This window comes from Streptomyces sp. NPDC053542 (genome assembly GCF_044544685.1).
Taxonomy (GTDB): domain Bacteria; phylum Actinomycetota; class Actinomycetes; order Streptomycetales; family Streptomycetaceae; genus Streptomyces.
The window spans coordinates 57611-74199 of record NZ_JBITXL010000002.1 but is presented as its reverse complement, the minus strand read 5'-3'; the positions used below and the strand labels follow the sequence as shown (position 1 = coordinate 74199).

The 16589-nt window shown below is 69.2% G+C and carries 11 protein-coding genes; 5 read left to right on the top strand and 6 right to left on the bottom strand.

Features of this window, described 5'->3' with window-relative positions:
- The first annotated feature begins 26 nt into the window (after positions 1 to 26).
- Entirely contained in the window at positions 27 to 362 is a 336-nt protein-coding gene (locus tag ACIGXO_RS04630) for a hypothetical protein (RefSeq protein ID WP_399780182.1), read from the top strand.
- Positions 363 to 458: 96 nt separating this feature from the next.
- On the opposite strand, the gene ACIGXO_RS04625 is transcribed toward ACIGXO_RS04630, so the two are convergent.
- The 4 genes from ACIGXO_RS04625 to ACIGXO_RS04610 form a co-directional block, all read right to left on the bottom strand.
- Positions 459 to 4388 carry an amino acid adenylation domain-containing protein gene (locus ACIGXO_RS04625; protein WP_399780179.1) on the bottom strand — a complete coding sequence of 1310 codons (3930 nt, stop codon included), beginning with the start codon at positions 4386 to 4388 and terminating at the stop codon, positions 459 to 461.
- Between the two features lie 70 nt (positions 4389 to 4458).
- The gene (locus ACIGXO_RS04620) at positions 4459 to 5442 is read right to left on the bottom strand and encodes an EamA family transporter (protein ID WP_399780176.1); all 984 of its coding nucleotides are present in this window, start codon (positions 5440 to 5442) and stop codon (positions 4459 to 4461) included.
- A gap of 577 nt (positions 5443 to 6019) precedes the next feature.
- On the bottom strand, positions 6020 to 7237 hold the full coding sequence (locus ACIGXO_RS04615) for a DUF418 domain-containing protein (protein ID WP_399780173.1): 1218 nt from the start codon (positions 7235 to 7237) through the stop codon (positions 6020 to 6022).
- Between the two features lie 315 nt (positions 7238 to 7552).
- On the bottom strand, positions 7553 to 8137 hold the full coding sequence (locus ACIGXO_RS04610) for a carbonic anhydrase (RefSeq protein WP_399780170.1): 585 nt from the start codon (positions 8135 to 8137) through the stop codon (positions 7553 to 7555).
- A 618-nt stretch (positions 8138 to 8755) separates the two neighbouring features.
- Between ACIGXO_RS04610 and ACIGXO_RS04605 the strand changes: the two genes are divergently transcribed.
- A complete protein-coding gene (locus ACIGXO_RS04605; protein WP_399780168.1) occupies positions 8756 to 9133 on the top strand; it encodes a BlaI/MecI/CopY family transcriptional regulator in 378 nt (125 codons plus the stop codon).
- 10 nt (positions 9134 to 9143) lie between these two features.
- Positions 9144 to 10109, top strand: a complete 966-nt coding sequence (locus ACIGXO_RS04600; RefSeq protein ID WP_399780165.1) for a M56 family metallopeptidase — start codon at positions 9144 to 9146, stop codon at positions 10107 to 10109.
- A 93-nt stretch (positions 10110 to 10202) separates the two neighbouring features.
- Here ACIGXO_RS04600 and ACIGXO_RS04595 read toward each other — a convergent pair whose 3' ends face one another.
- Complete coding sequence (locus tag ACIGXO_RS04595; protein ID WP_399780162.1) at positions 10203 to 12653, bottom strand: Pls/PosA family non-ribosomal peptide synthetase; 2451 nt, start codon at positions 12651 to 12653, stop codon at positions 10203 to 10205.
- A gap of 933 nt (positions 12654 to 13586) precedes the next feature.
- On the opposite strand from ACIGXO_RS04595, the gene ACIGXO_RS04590 reads away from it, so the two are divergent.
- The gene (locus ACIGXO_RS04590; protein ID WP_399780159.1) at positions 13587 to 14012 is read left to right on the top strand and encodes a BlaI/MecI/CopY family transcriptional regulator; all 426 of its coding nucleotides are present in this window, start codon (positions 13587 to 13589) and stop codon (positions 14010 to 14012) included.
- Between the two features lie 41 nt (positions 14013 to 14053).
- Here ACIGXO_RS04590 and ACIGXO_RS04585 read toward each other — a convergent pair whose 3' ends face one another.
- Positions 14054 to 14713, bottom strand: a complete 660-nt coding sequence (locus tag ACIGXO_RS04585) for an SCO family protein (RefSeq protein ID WP_399780156.1) — start codon at positions 14711 to 14713, stop codon at positions 14054 to 14056.
- A 203-nt stretch (positions 14714 to 14916) separates the two neighbouring features.
- Here ACIGXO_RS04585 and ACIGXO_RS04580 point away from each other — a divergent pair, with 203 nt between their 5' ends.
- Entirely contained in the window at positions 14917 to 16368 is a 1452-nt protein-coding gene (locus tag ACIGXO_RS04580; protein ID WP_399780153.1) for an MFS transporter, read from the top strand.
- The last annotated feature ends 221 nt before the right edge of the window (positions 16369 to 16589 follow it).

Genomic DNA, 16589 nt, shown 5'->3' with positions numbered 1-16589 from the left:
GCCTCCTGCGCCGGATTGCGACTCCAGTGGACTACGTCCCCGAATCCATACCCGCAGATGATCAGCACGCCGGAGGCCGGAGCGGCTCCGCCGCCAAGCGGACCGCGCTGATCATCCACACGGTCGCCGACATCGCCGCCGCCTTCCTCGGGCTGTGGATCCTGCTCTACCTGCTCGGAGCGAACGAGGCGAACGTCTTCGTCCAGTTCGTCGAAGGCGTGGCGGACTCGCTCTCCTGGTGGGCGCGGGACATCTTCACCATGGACACCGAAGGGCTGCGGGTCGCCCTCAATTACGGCCTGCCCGCCGTGATCTACCTGCTCGTCGGGCACCTGATCGCCGGGCGCGTCCGCGACCTCTGACCGCCCCGGGCGACGGCGGCGTCGATGTACCGCGTGGTCCACAGCATGACGGCGTTGCGGACCGGACCGAGTCCGCCGAAGGACATGCGTCCGTGATCAGTTGCCGTAGTCCGGCGCTTTGATCAGCAGGTGCCGGCGGTCGCCGAGGCGGTCGCGGATCGCCGACACCAGTTCGGCGATGCCGTGCTCCCTCAGCACGGCGTAGTGGTCGCCCTCCAGGTCGACCACCGTCGGGGGTTCGGCGGAGTAGCCGGAGTGGCCCTCGATGAAGGAGTAGTCGTCGCCGGTGGCCTTGAAGAGGGTCACCGGGGCGTTCAGTTGGCGTTCGGCCAGCTCGCGGAAGGTGTACTCGAACGCGTACGTCCGGCCCACGATCCGGGTGATCCGGCGGATCAACTGCTCGTCCAGGGCGGGGTACAGGCCGTGGACGAAGGACACGAAGTCGGCTTCGGACCGGACCGTCGCACGACACCGCTCCAGGTCGGGACCGCTGACCGCGCCCGCGAAGACGGAGAAGAGGATCGTGAGGTAGGCCGGATTGCGGTACGAGGCGGTGCGTCCGTGGCGGTCGCCGTCGGCCTCGCGGACCTTGGGGTTCCCGGGGCAGATCAGCAGCAGGTTCGCGACCCGCTCACCGGACTGTTCCAGCTGCCAGGCCGCCTCGAACGCGACCCGCGCGCCGAAGGAGTAGCCCCACAGGGTGTACGGGCCTTCGGGCTGTACGCGGCGGATCTCGGCCACGTCGGCGGCGGCCATCTCCCGGATCGTGGCGTACGGCGTCTCCCCGGCGTTGATGCCGTGGGCCTGGATGCCGTAGAAGGGCCTGCCGAGGCCCGCTTCCCGGCCGAGGAGGCGGAGGTTCATCGGGTAGCCGCCGAGGCCCGGCCAGCAGAACACCGGGCTGTCCGCGGCCGTTCCGTGGTCCGCCAGCGGCACCAGCCGGGAGGCGGGCCCGGCGGTATCGGTGTCGGCGTCGCTGTCGATGCGGGCCGCGAGATCGCCCAGCTTGGGGCACTCGAAGACGACCTGGAGCGGCAGCTCCGTGCCGAACTCCTTGTTGATCTTGTTGACGAGCGCGACGGCGGTCAGCGAGTTCCCGCCGGAGCCGAAGAACTCGTCCTCCACGGACACGTTCTCGTACCTGAGCGCGGTGCCCCATGTCTCGGCGAGCCACCGTTCGGTCCGCGTCGAAGGCTCCACGTACGGGCTGCCCGTATCCGTCGAGCGCACCGCGTCGGAGGCGGCCAGTGCCTGGGCGTCGACCTTGCCGTTCGCGGTGAGCGGCAGCGCGTCGAGGACCAGGACCCGGTTCGGAACCATGTAGTCGGGCAGGAGCCGGCCCAGCTCATCCTTGATCATTTCGGCCGGGCCCTTCATGTGGACCGTGTCCTCGCGCATGCCCTCGCTGCGGATCTGCTCCTCGCTCACCCGGCCACCGAGGAAGAAGTACGAGGGGCCCGGCGCGATGCCGCGGGCGGACAGGATGTCGTCGATGCGGCGCGCGGCCGGCAGCGGATGGCCGGTCTTCGAGCTGTAACCCGAGGACATGAAGCCGAGGTTGAGGGCGAGGCCGTTGCGCTGGAGGTGGTGGAGCTTGGCGCCGAGAGCGATGTACTCGAGCCACGGCTGGTCCGCGCGGCTGATGGCGCTGATGCCGAAGCCCGCCCGCTCGTAGACCTGCTGGTTGATGGCGATGACGTGCCGGGACTCCACGAGATCGTCCGACATGCGTCTCAGCCTGCCATGCTCATGACAGTACTGGCCGGGCGTCAGGTCCACGACCCCGCCGGGGTGGGCTTGCACATGGATCTCGGTCGGGTCCTGCCGCGGCGTCCCGTCGTTGGCGTGGACCGCGAACGTGCCCAGGTAGTAGTCCTCCTCGGCGACGTCCAGGCCGTCCTTGACGGAGGGCAGACGGTCCAGGGGGCTGATGTTCAGCCCGTACTCGGGCAGCACCTCCTCGAACAGCCCGACCATGTGCCCGGTCTCGAACTCCAGCACTTCCTGGATGTTGTTCTTGTAGACCGGCTCGATCGCGCGCTTCTTGCCGAGGAAGTGGAGGGAGAGGTACGGGCCGGCGGCGGGGGAGGAGCCGACCGTGGCGTCGCAGATGCGGACGAGGGTGTGGTCGACGGGGTGGTAGTAGTACACGCCCGCGTCGAGACCGGCCACGCCGCCGCCCGTCTCCAGGTACAGCTGCGTGGCGTACAGCGCGCCGGGCGAGGCGTAGGCGTACTTCGGCAGCAGCCGCTCCTCGCTCCGGTACTGCCCGAACCACCGCAGGATTTTCCCGAGTTCGGCGTACGTCAGCTCGTCGAGGCCGCGGAAGCAGCCGCCGGCCGGCCGCGGGGCGAGGAGTTCCAGGAGGTCCGCCCGGGTGACCGGGTCGCCGCCCTCGTAGAAGCGGTAGGTCTTGCGGGCGAAGGTCTCCCGTCGCTGGCGCTCGGTCTCCTGCCTGCCGGGCAGGTCCAGCGCCGGCCTGCCTGCAAGCTCCTCGGGGTCGCGCAGTCCCGGGTTGGACAGCTGCGCCTTGACCTGGAGCTTGCTCGCCTTGGACTGGTGGTGACCGCCGTGGTTGCCCTGGTCCATCAGGGCGGCTTCCTTGGGGTTCAGCTCGACACAGGCGACCAGGTTCTGGAAGCCGGTCCGCGCGTCGTCGGTGACGATCGTCGCTGCCCGCTTGACCCAGGTGTGCTCCTCGATGGCGACCGCGATCTCGTCCAGCTCGACGCGGTAGCCGCGCAGCTTGATCTGGTTGTCCACCCGGCCGGCGAACTGGACGGTGCCGTCCGGATTCCAGTACGCCAGGTCGCCGGTGCGGTACAGCCGCTCGGTGGGCACGAACGGCGAGGGGACGAACCGCTCCGCCGTCTGCTCGGGCCTGTGCAGATAGCCGCGCGCCAGCTGAGCACCGCCGATGTACAGCTCGCCGGTCTCCCCGATGTCCACCGGGGCGCGGTTCGCATCGAGGATGAAGCACTGGGTGTTGTCGACGGGCACACCGATCGGGACCGTGCCCGCACCGTCACCGATCTCGTCCGGGTCGACCAGATGCGCGGTCGCGTTGATCGTGCACTCGGTCGGCCCGTACAGATTCACCAGCGACACCCACGGAAGCTCGTCGGCGAGGGCGCGGGCGAGCCGGTTGGAGAGCGCCTCACCGCCGGAGAAGACCCGCCTGAGCGAGGTGCACAGCGAGAACTCCTCGTCGTCCACCAGCGCCTGGAGCAGGGTCGGTACGCACTGGAGCGTGGTCACCTCGTGCTTGACGACGGTATGGATCAGCGCCTGGGGGTCCCGGTAGATGCCCGGCGCGCCCATGACGACCCGGCTGCCCACGGCGGGGGCCAGGATCTCCCACTGCGCCGCGTCGAAGCTCATCGGTGTCTTCTGCAGCACCGTGGTGTCCTTGCCGAGGTGGCCGCAGGCGTGCATCCACCGCATCTGGGACGCGATGCTGCGGTGCTCGATCAGCACGCCCTTCGGACGGCCGGTGCTGCCCGAGGTGTAGATGACGTACGCGAGGTCGTCGGGGCGGGGCTCCATCGGGCGCACGCCGTCGCTCCCGGGGCCCGCGTGCTCCGCCGCGTCGGTGAGGGTGACGATCCGGGTGCCCTGCGGGGCGAGTTCGGCCAGACGGGCGGCCAGGTGGTCCTGGGCGACGACGATGCGGGTGCGGCTGTCCTCGAGCATGTAGCGCAGCCGGTCCTCGGGGTACTCCGGGGACAGCGGCAGATAGGCGGCACCGGCGAAGAGGATTCCCCAGGCGCCGGCCATCAGGTCCAGGGAAGGCTCGACGAACAGGCCGACGGTGTCACCCGTAGCCACGCCCAGTTGACGCAGGTGGGAGGCGAGCCGGTCGCCGGCCCCCGCGAGTTCCCGGTACGTCAGGCTCTGGTCCTCGCCGATGACCGCCACGGCCTGGGGGCGCGCCTCCGCCTGCTCCCGCAGCAGATCGGGCAGACAGGGAGCGAGGCGGGTGTCACGTATGCGCGGGGCGGGCGGGGTGGTCGGTGCGGCGTTCACGGTTTCCCGATCGGTGGCTGGTGCGTGAGGGTGAGCGTGAGTGTGGGCGTGGGCGTGGTCCGTCACGTGATTACGACGCATGGGCAGTCGACTCCTCGGTGACGGGTCCATCGGTGACGCGACCGTCGGTGACGCGACCGTCGGTGACGCGACCGTCGGCGACGGGTTCCGCGGACCGCGCCGGGGCGCCTGTCCGTCGCCGCCTGGGCTGGGCCAGGAAGACGGCGGTGACCACGGCCAGCGCTCCTGCCCCTTGCAGCAGCGACAGCGACTGTCCGAGGAAGACGTAGCCGAGCACGGTCGCGGCCAGCGGGCTGGCGAATCCGAGGATCGACACCGCGAGCGCGGGGAGCCGCTCGATGCCGCGGAACCACACGGCGTACGCCACCAGCGCCCCGATGACGCTCAGGTACGCGAATCCGGCGAGGTTGGTACCGGTGATGCGGTCGGGCAGGCCCTCGGCGAGCAGCGTGGCCGGGGCGAGTACGAGACCGCCGACGGCAAGCTGCCAGCCGGTGAACGTCAGGACGCTCACGCCCGCCGGCCGGCCCCACCGCTTGGTGAGCACGATGCCGGAGGCCATGCAGACCGCACCGCCGAGCCCGGCCAGGACACCGACCGCGTCCACGCCCGCCTGCGGCTGCAGGACCAGCAGGGCCACGCCCAGCAGGCCGAGCACGCAGGCCGCCACCTGCGGCGGCCGGATCCGGTCTTTGAGCAGCGTCGCCGCGAGCAGCAGCACCAGCATCGGCTGGACCGCGACCACCAGGGCAGCCACGCCGCCGGGGAGGTGGTAGGCCGCGACGAACAGCAGGTAGAAGAAGGCGCCGATGTTCAGTACCCCGAGCACCAGGGCGCGCCACCACCACACGCCGCGCGGCAGCACGCGGCCGAGGGCGAGCAGCACCAGCCCCGCGGGCAGTGCCCGCACGGTGGAGGCCAGCAGCGGCCGCTCGGGCGGCAGCAGCTCCGTCGTCACCAGATAGGTACTGCCCCAGACCGCCGGAGCCAGCGCGGTCAGGAGCGAGTCGAGTGCGAGCCGGTTGCCCTTCACTTGGCCACCTCGGTCCTGGGGACGGAAACGAGGACCGCCTCGGCCCTGGGGACGGGGGCGAGGCGGAGGAGGGGGCGGAAGGACAGGCGATCGCCCAGACGCGGACGATCGCCGATTGGTGGTCGGGCGGCGGCAGCCATGACGCACTGCGCCGACGGCGCGGATTCGGTCACGATGAACTCCGAATTGGGCAGAAAAGAGCGGAAAACCGGGCCCGGTCGCACGTCGTCCGGCGCTCCCGGGTCCGGCCGAGCCAGACCATAGGCGAGGTAAGGCTTACCTAACAAGACCGGCCGCTCTGTGGACCGAGTACCCCGCGGCAGGGAAGTCGGACGCCTTCACGGGCGACGCGCCTCCCTCGCGCCGCAGGCCGCCAGTTGGGCTCGCTCGCCCGCTCGGCCGCGACGCGGCGGCCCACTGGGGCGGTGACCGATGTCACCCCTCCGCCCTGACTGCCCGCGCAGCCGTCGCGGCGCCGGGTGGCGGTGTGGCGGCGTGGCGGCGTGGGGGGAGCGTTGCGGAAGGGAGCAAGCGGTAGCTGCTTCTCCGGATGTGACCCCTGCGGCTGACGTGCGTCTCACTTCATGCGATTCGCGAGTGTGGTGGCGCTGTGCACCAGGTACTCCAGAGGTCCGCGCCGGAAGTGCCGGTTCCAGAGGACGGCCAGCAGCATGGCGGCCAGGCTGAACGCGGCCAGTACCAGCAGACTGCTGGGCAGCTCGTCGTTCCACAGGGCCCAGATGCCCACGATGTGCAGGACGTAGACGGTCAGGGACATGGTGCCCATCGCGATGACCGGCGCGGCCGGACGTTGTACGCGCGGCAAGCGGTCCACGACGATGAGGCAGCCTGCCAGTACCGCGAGCGCGACGCCGGTGTTGCCCACGATCGAGAAGGTGGTCTGGCTGTGCGGCGCCGCCACGAGCAGCCATTCGCGGAACGCCCCATCGGGTTCGCCGACCGTGTCCGACCACCACGCCGAGCCGGCGGAGTTGCCGTCCGTGCGGGCGGCGATGGTGGCGTACGCGTGGGGGACCAGGTGCAGGGCGAGCCAGGATCCGCCGTAACCGAGTACGGCCAGGGCGATGCCTGAAACGGCAAGGCGGCCGCGCGTGCGGACGAGGTCGAGCTTGGCCACCGCCATGCCGGCGATCACGAACGGTATCCAGGTGAGGACCGGATAGGCGCCGGTGAAGAGGATTTCGATGAAGCCGTCCGAGTCGGCGATCTTGGCGATCGGGTCCAGGGCGATGATGCTGTCGGCCCAGTTCCCCTCCTCGATGGAGACCTTGATCAGGTACAGGTCCTGGGGGAGTACCAGTGCGCTTGCGGCGGCGATCACCGCCAGCGTCCCGGCGCGCAGCCGGTACAGCGGGAGGGCGAGGAGGAAGAGCAGCGCATAGCAGGCGAGGATCACGTCGATCTGGGTGTCCAGCGCGATGAGGGCGATGCCCATGGCGAACAGGACGGCGGCCCGGATCATCACCCTGACCACCACCTGCCGGCCCGCACGGCCGGTCCGGGGCGTCGGCCGGCCGGTGAGCAGGACCAGGGAGAAGCCGGCGAGCAGCGCGAAGAGGGCGGAGGCCCTGCCGTAGGCGGTCTCCGCCAGGAAGCCCAGCGTTCCGCCGTTCATCGGGTCGGGGCCGACATGGGCGACGTACATGCCCAGCACGGCCAGGCCGCGGGCGAGATCGATGCCTATCAGCCTGCGGGTGGTCGGAGTGTTGGTCGGTCGAGTGGTGGGGGCCGGTGCGGTGACGGCCGCAACGGCTCGGGACGAATTGGGTGCCATTGGCCCAACATGACCTGTGCGGTTGAAGTATGAAATGACTGAGTGGAATACGGCGGCATGGGGTGCCTCCCGCACGCAGTCCTGCGTTGCTCGTTGCTGGGGAAGACGTTTGTGAACCCGCAGGTCTCTCTGCTTTCGACTGGCTGGAAATCGGCGAGCGTGTATGGGCCGGCCCGGCATTCCACCGATGTGCTGCCGGAGCTATCCGATGCACTGGAGCCCGGCGGCGACGACCGGTTGATGAGGGCAAGCTGTGCGTGGTGAAGCACTGCCGCGGCGCGAACGGCTGCCGGGGGGGCGAATCACCGATCGCCTTCAGAGCGGCCGGAAAGTGCGTCCTCGGGTGTCGTAGTCGAGCACCTCGCCGGAGGCGATGTCGTAGAACCAGCCGTGCAGCCGCAATCGCCGCTGTCGCAGGCGTCGTGCGACGCAGGGGTAGGAGCGTACGTGTTCCAGCTGGGTCTCCAGGTGACGCTGGGTGGCTACGCCCCTTCGCGCCGAGGAAGGCCGGGAGCCGTATTCGGCTCGCTGCAGCCAGCGGCTGAACAGCGCCATGCCGGGCAGCGGTTTGCCCGCCACCAGGTCCTGCACCGCGTCACAGCAGGAATGTCCGCACACCACGATGTCGGGCACCCCCAGCGCGATGACGGCGTATTCGAGGGTGGCGCCGACGGCGCAGTTGGCCTCTGTGCGGTGCCGGGGAACGATGTTGCCGGCGGTACGCAGTTCGAAGATCTCGCCCGGCCGGGCGCCGGTGATCAGCGAAGGGACGATGCGCGCGTCCGAGCAGGAGATGAACAGGACTTGGGGGCGTTGCCCCTCGGTGAGTGCGGCGAAGTCACCGCGGCGCTCCGCGACGCTCGACGAGAACGCCCGTGCGTTTTCGATGAGTGATTGCATGGTGGCTGCCCCGTGCGGTCGGTAATGGGTGGCTGCGGTGTGCGGAGTGTGCGCGGGCGCGCCCGACTGACAGGGCACGGTTCGGTCGCTGGCAGGTCGTCGGCCCCGATGTCCTGTCGGCCCGCAGCAGCGGCGCCGCGGTTCTGAGGCGTACGGAACGTACGGCAGGCGTGGCCGCGGCCGGTCCCTCGCCGTGCTTACCTGCTGGGTCATCGCATTGTGCGGTCGGGGTGACGACGCCGACGATGAGGCCGACGGATGAGGTGCCGGCCTGACCGGCGAGTGCGCGAACGCGGGGGAGCGTGGCATGAGCGCCGATGCCGGCGGTGGGGAAGCCCGCCGGGGGGAAACGGCCGTCGGGGAAGAGCGCGTGGTACTTGATGCCTGTCGTCGTCAGGGTGCAGTGGGGGTGATGCGCGCAGGGGCGGCAACCCCGTGCAGGAGATGTGGCGGCGATGGGCGGCAGGCGGTGAGGTGCTACCGCGGCGCATCGATCGGCATTCACATCCACCAAAATACTACGCATCGTAGAAGTTTGGGTTGCGTCGCCCAGGAGTGTGCTGCCCATCACCTGGGCCAGTCCGCCCCGCGAGGAACACGAAGGGCAGGTCGGAGGCGTTGAGACCATTCGGCGAACTGGAATCGGACATCATGCGTGTGGTGTGGGCGAGCGAGGAGCCCCTCAGCATCCAGCGCATCACCGACGCCCTCAACGAGGAGCGCTCACTGGCGTACACGACGGTCATGACCGTCACCGAACGTCTGCGTACCAAGGGCTGGTTGGGGCGGACCAAACAGGGCCGGTCCTACCGCTACTGGGCGCTGCGCTCGGCGGACGACTACACGGCCGAACTCATGGAGCAGGCCCTGGAGTCCTCCACCGACCGCGCCACCGCGCTGCTGCACTTCGCCGGCCGTCTCGACGCGGCGGAGGCCGCGGCGCTGCGCCGGGCGCTGGACACCACTCCCGACACCGTCCCCGACATCGACAGCTGAGGCCGTCATTGTGATCGTCATCGCTGCGTTATTCGTCTACGCCATCGTGCTCGGCGGGCCGGTCGCCCGCCTGCTGGCCCGTGCCCGCTGGGTCACCCGCTTCCCGCAGGTCGCCCTGCGGAGCTGGCACGCCTGCGCGCTGAGCCTGCTCGCCTCGCTGGTGGCATTCCTGCTCGTGGTCGCCCATGATCTGTGGGAACACGGCATGGTCTGGCTCTTCGACGCCGACGAGCCACTCGTTCATGACGCGTACGGCGGCTCCTGGCTGGTTGCCGACATCCCCAGTGCCGCGATGCTGGTCCTGTACCTGGGGGCCGTGACCCTGCTGGGTCTCACCGCGCGGGGCCTGTGGAAGCTCCACCGGGAACGCGACCGCCACCGGCTGACCGCCGACACCCTCGGAACACACGACCGGATCCAGGACCTCGACGTACGCGTGCTGACGCATCAGGCCCCGGTGGTCTTCTGCATTCCCGGAACGCGCGGTGGTTCCCGCATCGTCGTGACCAGCGCGGCCCTCGACATGCTGTCCGAGACCGAGCTCGCGGCCGCCCTCGAACACGAACGGGCACACCTGAAGTTCCACCACCACCGTGCGTTCCTCGCCGCCGACGTCCTCACCTCGGCCCTCGCCTGGAGCGGCCTGTCACGCAGGTACGCACAGCAGGTGCGGCGCCTGGCCGAGATGGCGGCGGACGACCAGGCTGCGCAGAAGCACGGTCGGCGCGCGGTGGCGTCGGCGCTGCTGGAGATGTGCACCGCAGGTCCTGTGGCCACCGTGTCCGGTCTGCCGGCGATGACCGGTACCGATCCCGCCGAGCGCATCCGCCGCCTGATCAAGGCCGCGCCGACACAGGCCAAAGCCCTGGTGCCCGCCCTGAACCTGGCCGTGGCCGCTGTCGTGCTCGCGCTGCCCGTAGCGCTCGCCCTGGCCCCCGGCGCCCTCCTTGCCGGCACCGCGCATTCAGGTTGCTGACGTTGGTGCCTCGCGGACCGGATGACTGCCCTTCGCTCCGCGACGCACACGGCGTCGCAGAGCGAAGGGCATCGTCCGCCGAGGCACCTGGACTCATCGCGACGGATGGCCGGTGATCTCCCTGGCGGGGTTGCCTCCCCAGCGCGAGTTCGGAGGCACTTCCTCGCCCTTCATCAGGAAGGAATCGGCGGCGAGCAGGACGCCGTCCCCCACCGTCACGCCGTAGTGGACCAGGGTGTTGATCCCGACGGTGCAGCCGTTGCCGAGCGAGGTGCGGTCGGACTTGAAGCTGCCGTCCTCCTGGGAGTGGCACTGGATGACGGCTCCCCCATTGAGTGTGCAGTCGTCGCCGATCGTGATGAGGGTGCGCTCCGGCATCTTGCACCCGTCGTCGAAGAGCCGACGTCCGAGACGGACGCCCAGCAGCCGCCAGAACAGGCCCTTGAAGGGGGTCCCGTTCAGCAGCCGCATGTCGATCGCCTGATGCTTCCAGAAGAGCTCGTGCCTCCAGAAGGCACGGTCGTAGATCGAGCAGAAGACCGGCTTCTGCTGCCGGAAGCCGGTGCTGGCCCGCTCGGCGAGCGCGGTGTACACGGCGCTGAACAGGAGGGTGAGTACCGTCGCCAGGGCGATGGCCGCCGCACCCAGTGAGCCGTAGAAGGTTGCCGCTCCCCACGCGAGCAGCAGGACGCCGAACGTGTAGATCCAGCGCGCGAGCAGGAACGAGAGCAGGGTCATCGTGTTGTGCTTGTTCTTCGCGCGGAGCTGGCTGCGCATTTCCTCCGCGGACTTGAGGTGCGAGGCATCGCGCTCCACCGTCCGCGGAATCTCGAAGCTGGGCGAGCCCAGGAGCCCGATGCCCTCCCGTACGGGTCCGTCGATCGGAACCATGACCTTCGTGCCCAGCAGGCAGTTGTCGCCCGTCTTCCCCCGCGGGGGATAGAAGACCTGGTTGCCGAGGAAGTTGTGGGGACCGATCACCACCCGCTCGACACGGAAGGACGTGGCGGTGTACGAGGCGTTCATGAGCGACAGGCCGTCGGCGACCATCGTGCCGGTTCCTACGGTGCTCAGGTACGGGTTCTCGTGCTTGACCTCCGTGCCGAAGTTGGAACCCGTCTGTTCGACATCGGGCAGGTGGTACCCGATGGCGCGCAGGTAGGGGACGACGTAGGAGCTGTCGCCGGCGAGTCGCAACAAGAACCTGTTGTTGGTGAAGCGCGCGACCGCCCGATGGAGCGAGTAGTGGAATCCGTAAAGGCGGTAGTTCTTGTCCGGCTTGACGAGGAGACGGAGAAGCCGGGGAACGGTGGTGATGAAGACGAAGCCGGCGAGCAGCGAGCCGAAGAAGAGCACGAAGGACACCACCAGGGCATCACGGTAGAACGCCCAGCTCGTCAGGGACGTGGTCTTCGTGACCCCCAGCGCGCTGAGCTGCGAGATCTCGTCGAGCAGGAGGCTCGCACCACCGATCATCAGCGGCACGTACACGGCCACGGCGGTCAGCAGCTGTAGGAGGCTGTACGTGACCTTGGTCAGGGCGGAGCACCGGGCCGAACCCGTCGGCCGGTAGTCCGTCTCGGCCGGCTGTGCCGGGGAGCCGTGCCAGCGCTCGCCGTCCGGTATGTGCTGCCCGGAGTGGAGCGATGAGGCATGGCCGAGCTGCGTCTCATCACCGAGCGAGCAGTCGATGTCGAGGACCGTGGCCTCACTGATGTACACGTTCTTCCCCAGGGTGACCGTGTCGGTGCGGATCCAGCCGGCCTCGGCCCGGTAACAGGTGAAGTAGGAGTCCTTGGAGATCACCGTGTTGTCGCCCACGGTGAGCAGGTCGGTGCACACGGGCACCTGCTTGGAGAAGATCGCTACGCCGCGCCCGATGTGCGCGCCCAGGGCTTTGAGGTAGAGCACGAACACCGGCGAACCGGCGAACAGCATCAGCGGACTGATCTGAACCAGCGTCTTGACCACCCAGAAGCGGAGGTAGGCCGGACTCCAGATGCGGATCTGCTGGGGCTTCCAGCGGCCTATCAGTGCCCACTTGGCGAGAATCGGCAGGATGCACACGCCGAGGAAGACGGCACCGCCGAACAGCACCGCCCGCAGATAGCTGTCGAGCAGGCCGGTGCCCGCGGCGATCCAGTCGTAACCGAGGGAGAGGACGAGCGCGGTGAGATACGCGTAACCCAGGAAGAAGAGGAATTGCACTGCCCCGCACAGGACGTACTGCGCTGTGCTGCTGGTAACCGGCGTGGGGGAATCTACCGGTACCGGTACCGGTGACGACGACGCGACCGGGGCGGACGGGGCACTGGCGGGGCGGCCCGATGTGCCTCCGAGCGCTGTCGCCAGGCTGCGGATGGTCGGGTACCGGTAGATGTCCTTCATCGATACCGAGGGCAGGTGGTCCTGTTTCCTGACGCGGGCGCAGAACTGGGCCATGAGGAGGGAGTCGGCGGCGAGGTCGTCGAAGAAGTGGCTGTCGACCGGCACCCGTTCGCTCTTCAGGACGCCCGCCAGCACCTCGGCGAGCGCTTCTTCCACGGGGATCGTTGGGGCCTCCGGCTCCTCGTGAGCGGTATCCGAGGAAGAGGGGGCATCCAGCTGAACGGTCGATGTTTCGTTGGGCTTTCCCACCACGTGAGCTCCTTGAGGCTAGTGGCCAGGTGGGCTGGTGCGGCGCACGCTCGCCTTGCCGGGCCCGGGCCGGCGTCAGGCCGTCCTCCGTGTGTCAGGCGAGCTGTTCCAGTGCGGGGCCTCGGTCAGGCGCTGCCGGCCAACGTGCTCGGCCGGGAAGGGCGTTACGTCTGTCGACAGCGCGCGAGTGTTTCGGACGAGCGCGCTGAGGTGTGTGCGCGAGGCGGTATGGAATGTGCAGCCGCCGCGGCGTGTCGGTCGACGTCCACGCGCTTAAACTACTACACGTCGTAGAAAACGTGGCTGCCTCAACCGAGTGGTTCACCCTGCGACGACAGCCCGGCGAAGTGAGGAAGAGCAGAAGAGGCAGGTAGAGACCTCGCAGCCGGCCAGGCAACTGAAATCGGACATGTTGCGAAGGCGGTCGGCGGACGAAGAGACCGTCGACATCCATCGCATCGTCGACACCGTCAGCCAGAAACGCCCCCTGGACCGCACGAGGGCGATGCCGGGGCATCGCCTCGGCCGGCCGGGCGCGCAACTGAGGTGCCCCCGGTCCGCCCCACTGGTGGATGTTGTCCTCGTCGGTCTCAACTGCTCGACGCCCGGGTGCGTTTCGGTACCGGAGGGTGGCTGGGCCGAGCTGCGGGCCGACCTGTCCAACGGCCTCCCGGCGCCCGCCCGGCACCCGTCCAGCGCGCCGGACTCCTCGGCGGCGCGGTGACCGCGGGCGGCGATTGGCACGTGGCTCTGTTCCGAGGCGTGGCCCGAGGTAAAGTTCTACGCGGCGTAGAAAGTTGGTCGCGAGGGCTCGGTGACCGGCCGGTACGGTCGGAATCCATGGCACGCGCGCGGCGGCCGTGGAACGGACAGGCGGGAGCGGAGGCCATGCGGCCATTCGGCGAACTGGAAGCCGATGTCATGCGGATCATGTGGGCGAGCGACGAGCCGCTCAATATCCACGGCATTGTCGATGCCCTGAACGGCGAGGAGCGGCAGTTGGCGTACACCACCGTCATGACGGTGACCGAACGCCTCCGCACCAAGGGCTGGCTGGAGCGCGACAAGCACGGCCGGTCCTTCCGCTACAGGCCGTTGCGTACTGCCGATGACTACTCGGCCGGACTCATGGAACAGGCACTGGACTCCTCCACCGACCGCACGAGCGTCCTGCTGCGCTTCGCCGGCCGGCTCGAGGCGTCCGAGGCTGCGGTGCTGCGCAGGGCGTTGGAGGGCATGCCCGCTGATCCGGACTCGGAGAGCTGAGGCGCCGCACCGCGCTGGTCGTCATCACTCTGCTCGCGCACTCAGGGGCTGGGGATCTCGCCCTTGAGCAGCTTCGGGAGGTCCTTGGCGTAGTCGTCGGCGGTTGCTTCCTCGCCGTAGATCACATGCGCCTTGTCGTCCTTCGGGGAGAAGGCGAGCACTGACTTCCCGTGCGTGGAGACGATCTTTCCGTGCTCGTCCTTCTCCGGGGCCTGGATGCCTACTCCGACGCTGCGGGCGGCGGCCTGGGTGGCCTTGAAGTCGCCGCTCAGCCCGACGAAGTCCGGGTCGCCGGCGCCGCGCAGCCAGGCGCCCAGGCGCTTCGGGGTGTCGCGCTCCGGGTCGGAGGTGAGGAAGACGACCCGGAGCTTCTCCTGCTGTGAGGGGGACAGCTTCTTGTAGGCGAGAGCGATGTTGCTCATCGCCAGCGGACACACGTCCGGGCAGTTGGTGTATCCGAAGTAGACCAGGGTCGGGTGGCCCTTGGTCTCCTTGGCCAGGTCGTACTTCTTGCCGTGCGTGTCGGTGAGGGTCAGCTCCGGCTTGTTGAACGGAGTGTCGAGCACGGTGGCCGCCGGATGGTGCCGGGCGCTCGTCGATACGGCGAACGGCTCGTCCTTGCTCTTTCCTTCGCCGCAGGCGGAGAGCGTCAGGGCTGCCGTCGCGGTCAGTGCGGCGGCGATCGCAGTGGTCTTACGCATGTCGGTGCCGTCCCGTGGAGCGGTGGTGGAACGCGGGAAGCCGAGCCTACGGCAGGGGGCGGGCGGGCCCCTGCTCGCCCCCGCCGCTGAGTCGCGCCGCGGAATCCCGGATGAACCCCTTTCCCTCATGTACCCCCCGGGGGTATGTTACTGTCCGCTCCGCAGGTACCCCCTAGGGGTATGTAACGGAAGGGGACAGTGGAATGTCAACCGTCAATCCGCGGCGTTGGTGGGCACTTGCCGTGCTCGCCGCCGCACAGTTCATGGTCATCATGGACACGTCGATCATCGGGGTCGCGCTCCCCGAGATGCAGAAGGATCTGGGCTTCTCGCAGGGCGAGTTGCAGTGGGTCTTCAACGCGTACGTCATCGCCTTCGGCGGACTGCTGCTCCTCGGCGGCCGGCTGTCCGACCTGCTGGGCGCCCGTAAGGTCTTCACCGCCGGCTGGGTCGTCCTGATCGCCGGTTCGGTGCTCGCGGCCGCCGCGTCGACCGCCTGGGTCGAGGTCGTCGGCCGGGCCGTGCAGGGTGTCGGCGGTGCGCTGATCGCCCCCGCCGCCATGACGCTGCTGATGATGCTGTTCGGGCACAACCCGAAGGAGCTCGGCAAGGCCATGGCGCTGTACGGCGCCGCGGCCCCCGCGGGCGGTACGGCCGGTGTGTTCCTCGGCGGTGTCTTCACCGAGTGGATGAGCTGGCCCTGGGTGTTCATCATCTACGTGCCGATCGGTCTCGCCACCCTCGCAGCGACGAAGCTGCTCCCGGCCGTCGAGGGGCGCCGCGGTTCGGTGGACGTGCTGGGTGCCGTGTCGGTCACGGCCGGTCTCGCGCTCGCCGTGTACGCGGTGGTCCGGGCGCCCGAGGTCGGCTGGGGAGCCACGGAGACCGTGCTGGAGCTGGCCGGTGCCGCTGTGCTGCTCGTGCTGTTCTTCGTGATCCAGAAGGCCATCCGGCAGCCGCTGATGCCGCTCGGCATCTGGCGTGTGCCGCGCCTGGGCTCGGCGAACCTCGGCATGACGCTGCTCGGTGCCGCCTGGATCCCGATGTGGTACTTCCTCAACCTCTACCTCCAGCAGGTCCTGGGTTACGGCGCGTTCGCCTCCGGTGCGGCGCTGCTGCCGATGACCGTGCTGCTGATGCTCTTCATGACCGTCATCACGGCGAAGCTGCTGGCCAAGGTCGGCGCCAAGGCCCTCATCGGCGGCGGTCTGCTGGTCCTCGCGCTCGGTCTGGTGTGGCTGTCGGCCGTCGAGCCGACCGGCAGCTTCGTGGTCGACGTACTGCCGGCCTCGCTGGTGTCCGCGCTGGGCATGTCGCTGGCGTACATCCCGGCGATGATGGCCGCCATGTCCGGCGCTCCGCAGGAGCAGGCGGGTCTGGCGTCCGGCATCGTCAACACCACGTACCAGGTCGGTTCGGCGCTCGGGCTGGCCGCGCTGACCGCGCTCGCCACCTCGCAGGGCGCCGGTGAGCTGGGCAATCTGCCCGCGCTGACCGACGGCTTCAGTGCCGCCTTCCTCGGTGCCGCGGCCGTTGCCGCCGTCGGCGGTCTGATCACGCTGCTCGTGATGCGCAGCGAGAAGGCCGCGGCCGCCGCCGCTGCCCGGCAGTCGCAGGCCACCCCGGCGTCTCGGGGTGAGCAGGTCGGCGTGTAGCCGATGGGCTGCCCAGCAGCCGTACCGCCGCCACCGCTCCGATGGCAGCCACCGCACCAAGGGCCGCTCGATGTCTCGCACCAGGCATCGGGCGGCCTTCGCCATGTACGCGACCGCGCGGCCGCGTTCGCGCCGCAGGAGACAGGGAGTTCACTCGTGACAGCTCGCCGTACCACTGCCGGAGAGATACACCCCGGGGGTACCCGCCCCGCGGACCTCCG

Coding starts and splice junctions, on each gene's coding strand:
- ACIGXO_RS04615 (WP_399780173.1), bottom strand. CDS start 7,237: ATGGCACCCAATTCGTCCCGAGCCGTTGCGGCCGTCACCGCACCGGCC.
- ACIGXO_RS04610 (WP_399780170.1), bottom strand. CDS start 8,137: ATGCAATCACTCATCGAAAACGCACGGGCGTTCTCGTCGAGCGTCGCG.
- ACIGXO_RS04590 (WP_399780159.1), top strand. CDS start 13,587: ATGGCACGCGCGCGGCGGCCGTGGAACGGACAGGCGGGAGCGGAGGCC.
- ACIGXO_RS04585 (WP_399780156.1), bottom strand. CDS start 14,713: ATGCGTAAGACCACTGCGATCGCCGCCGCACTGACCGCGACGGCAGCC.
- ACIGXO_RS04580 (WP_399780153.1), top strand. CDS start 14,917: ATGTCAACCGTCAATCCGCGGCGTTGGTGGGCACTTGCCGTGCTCGCC.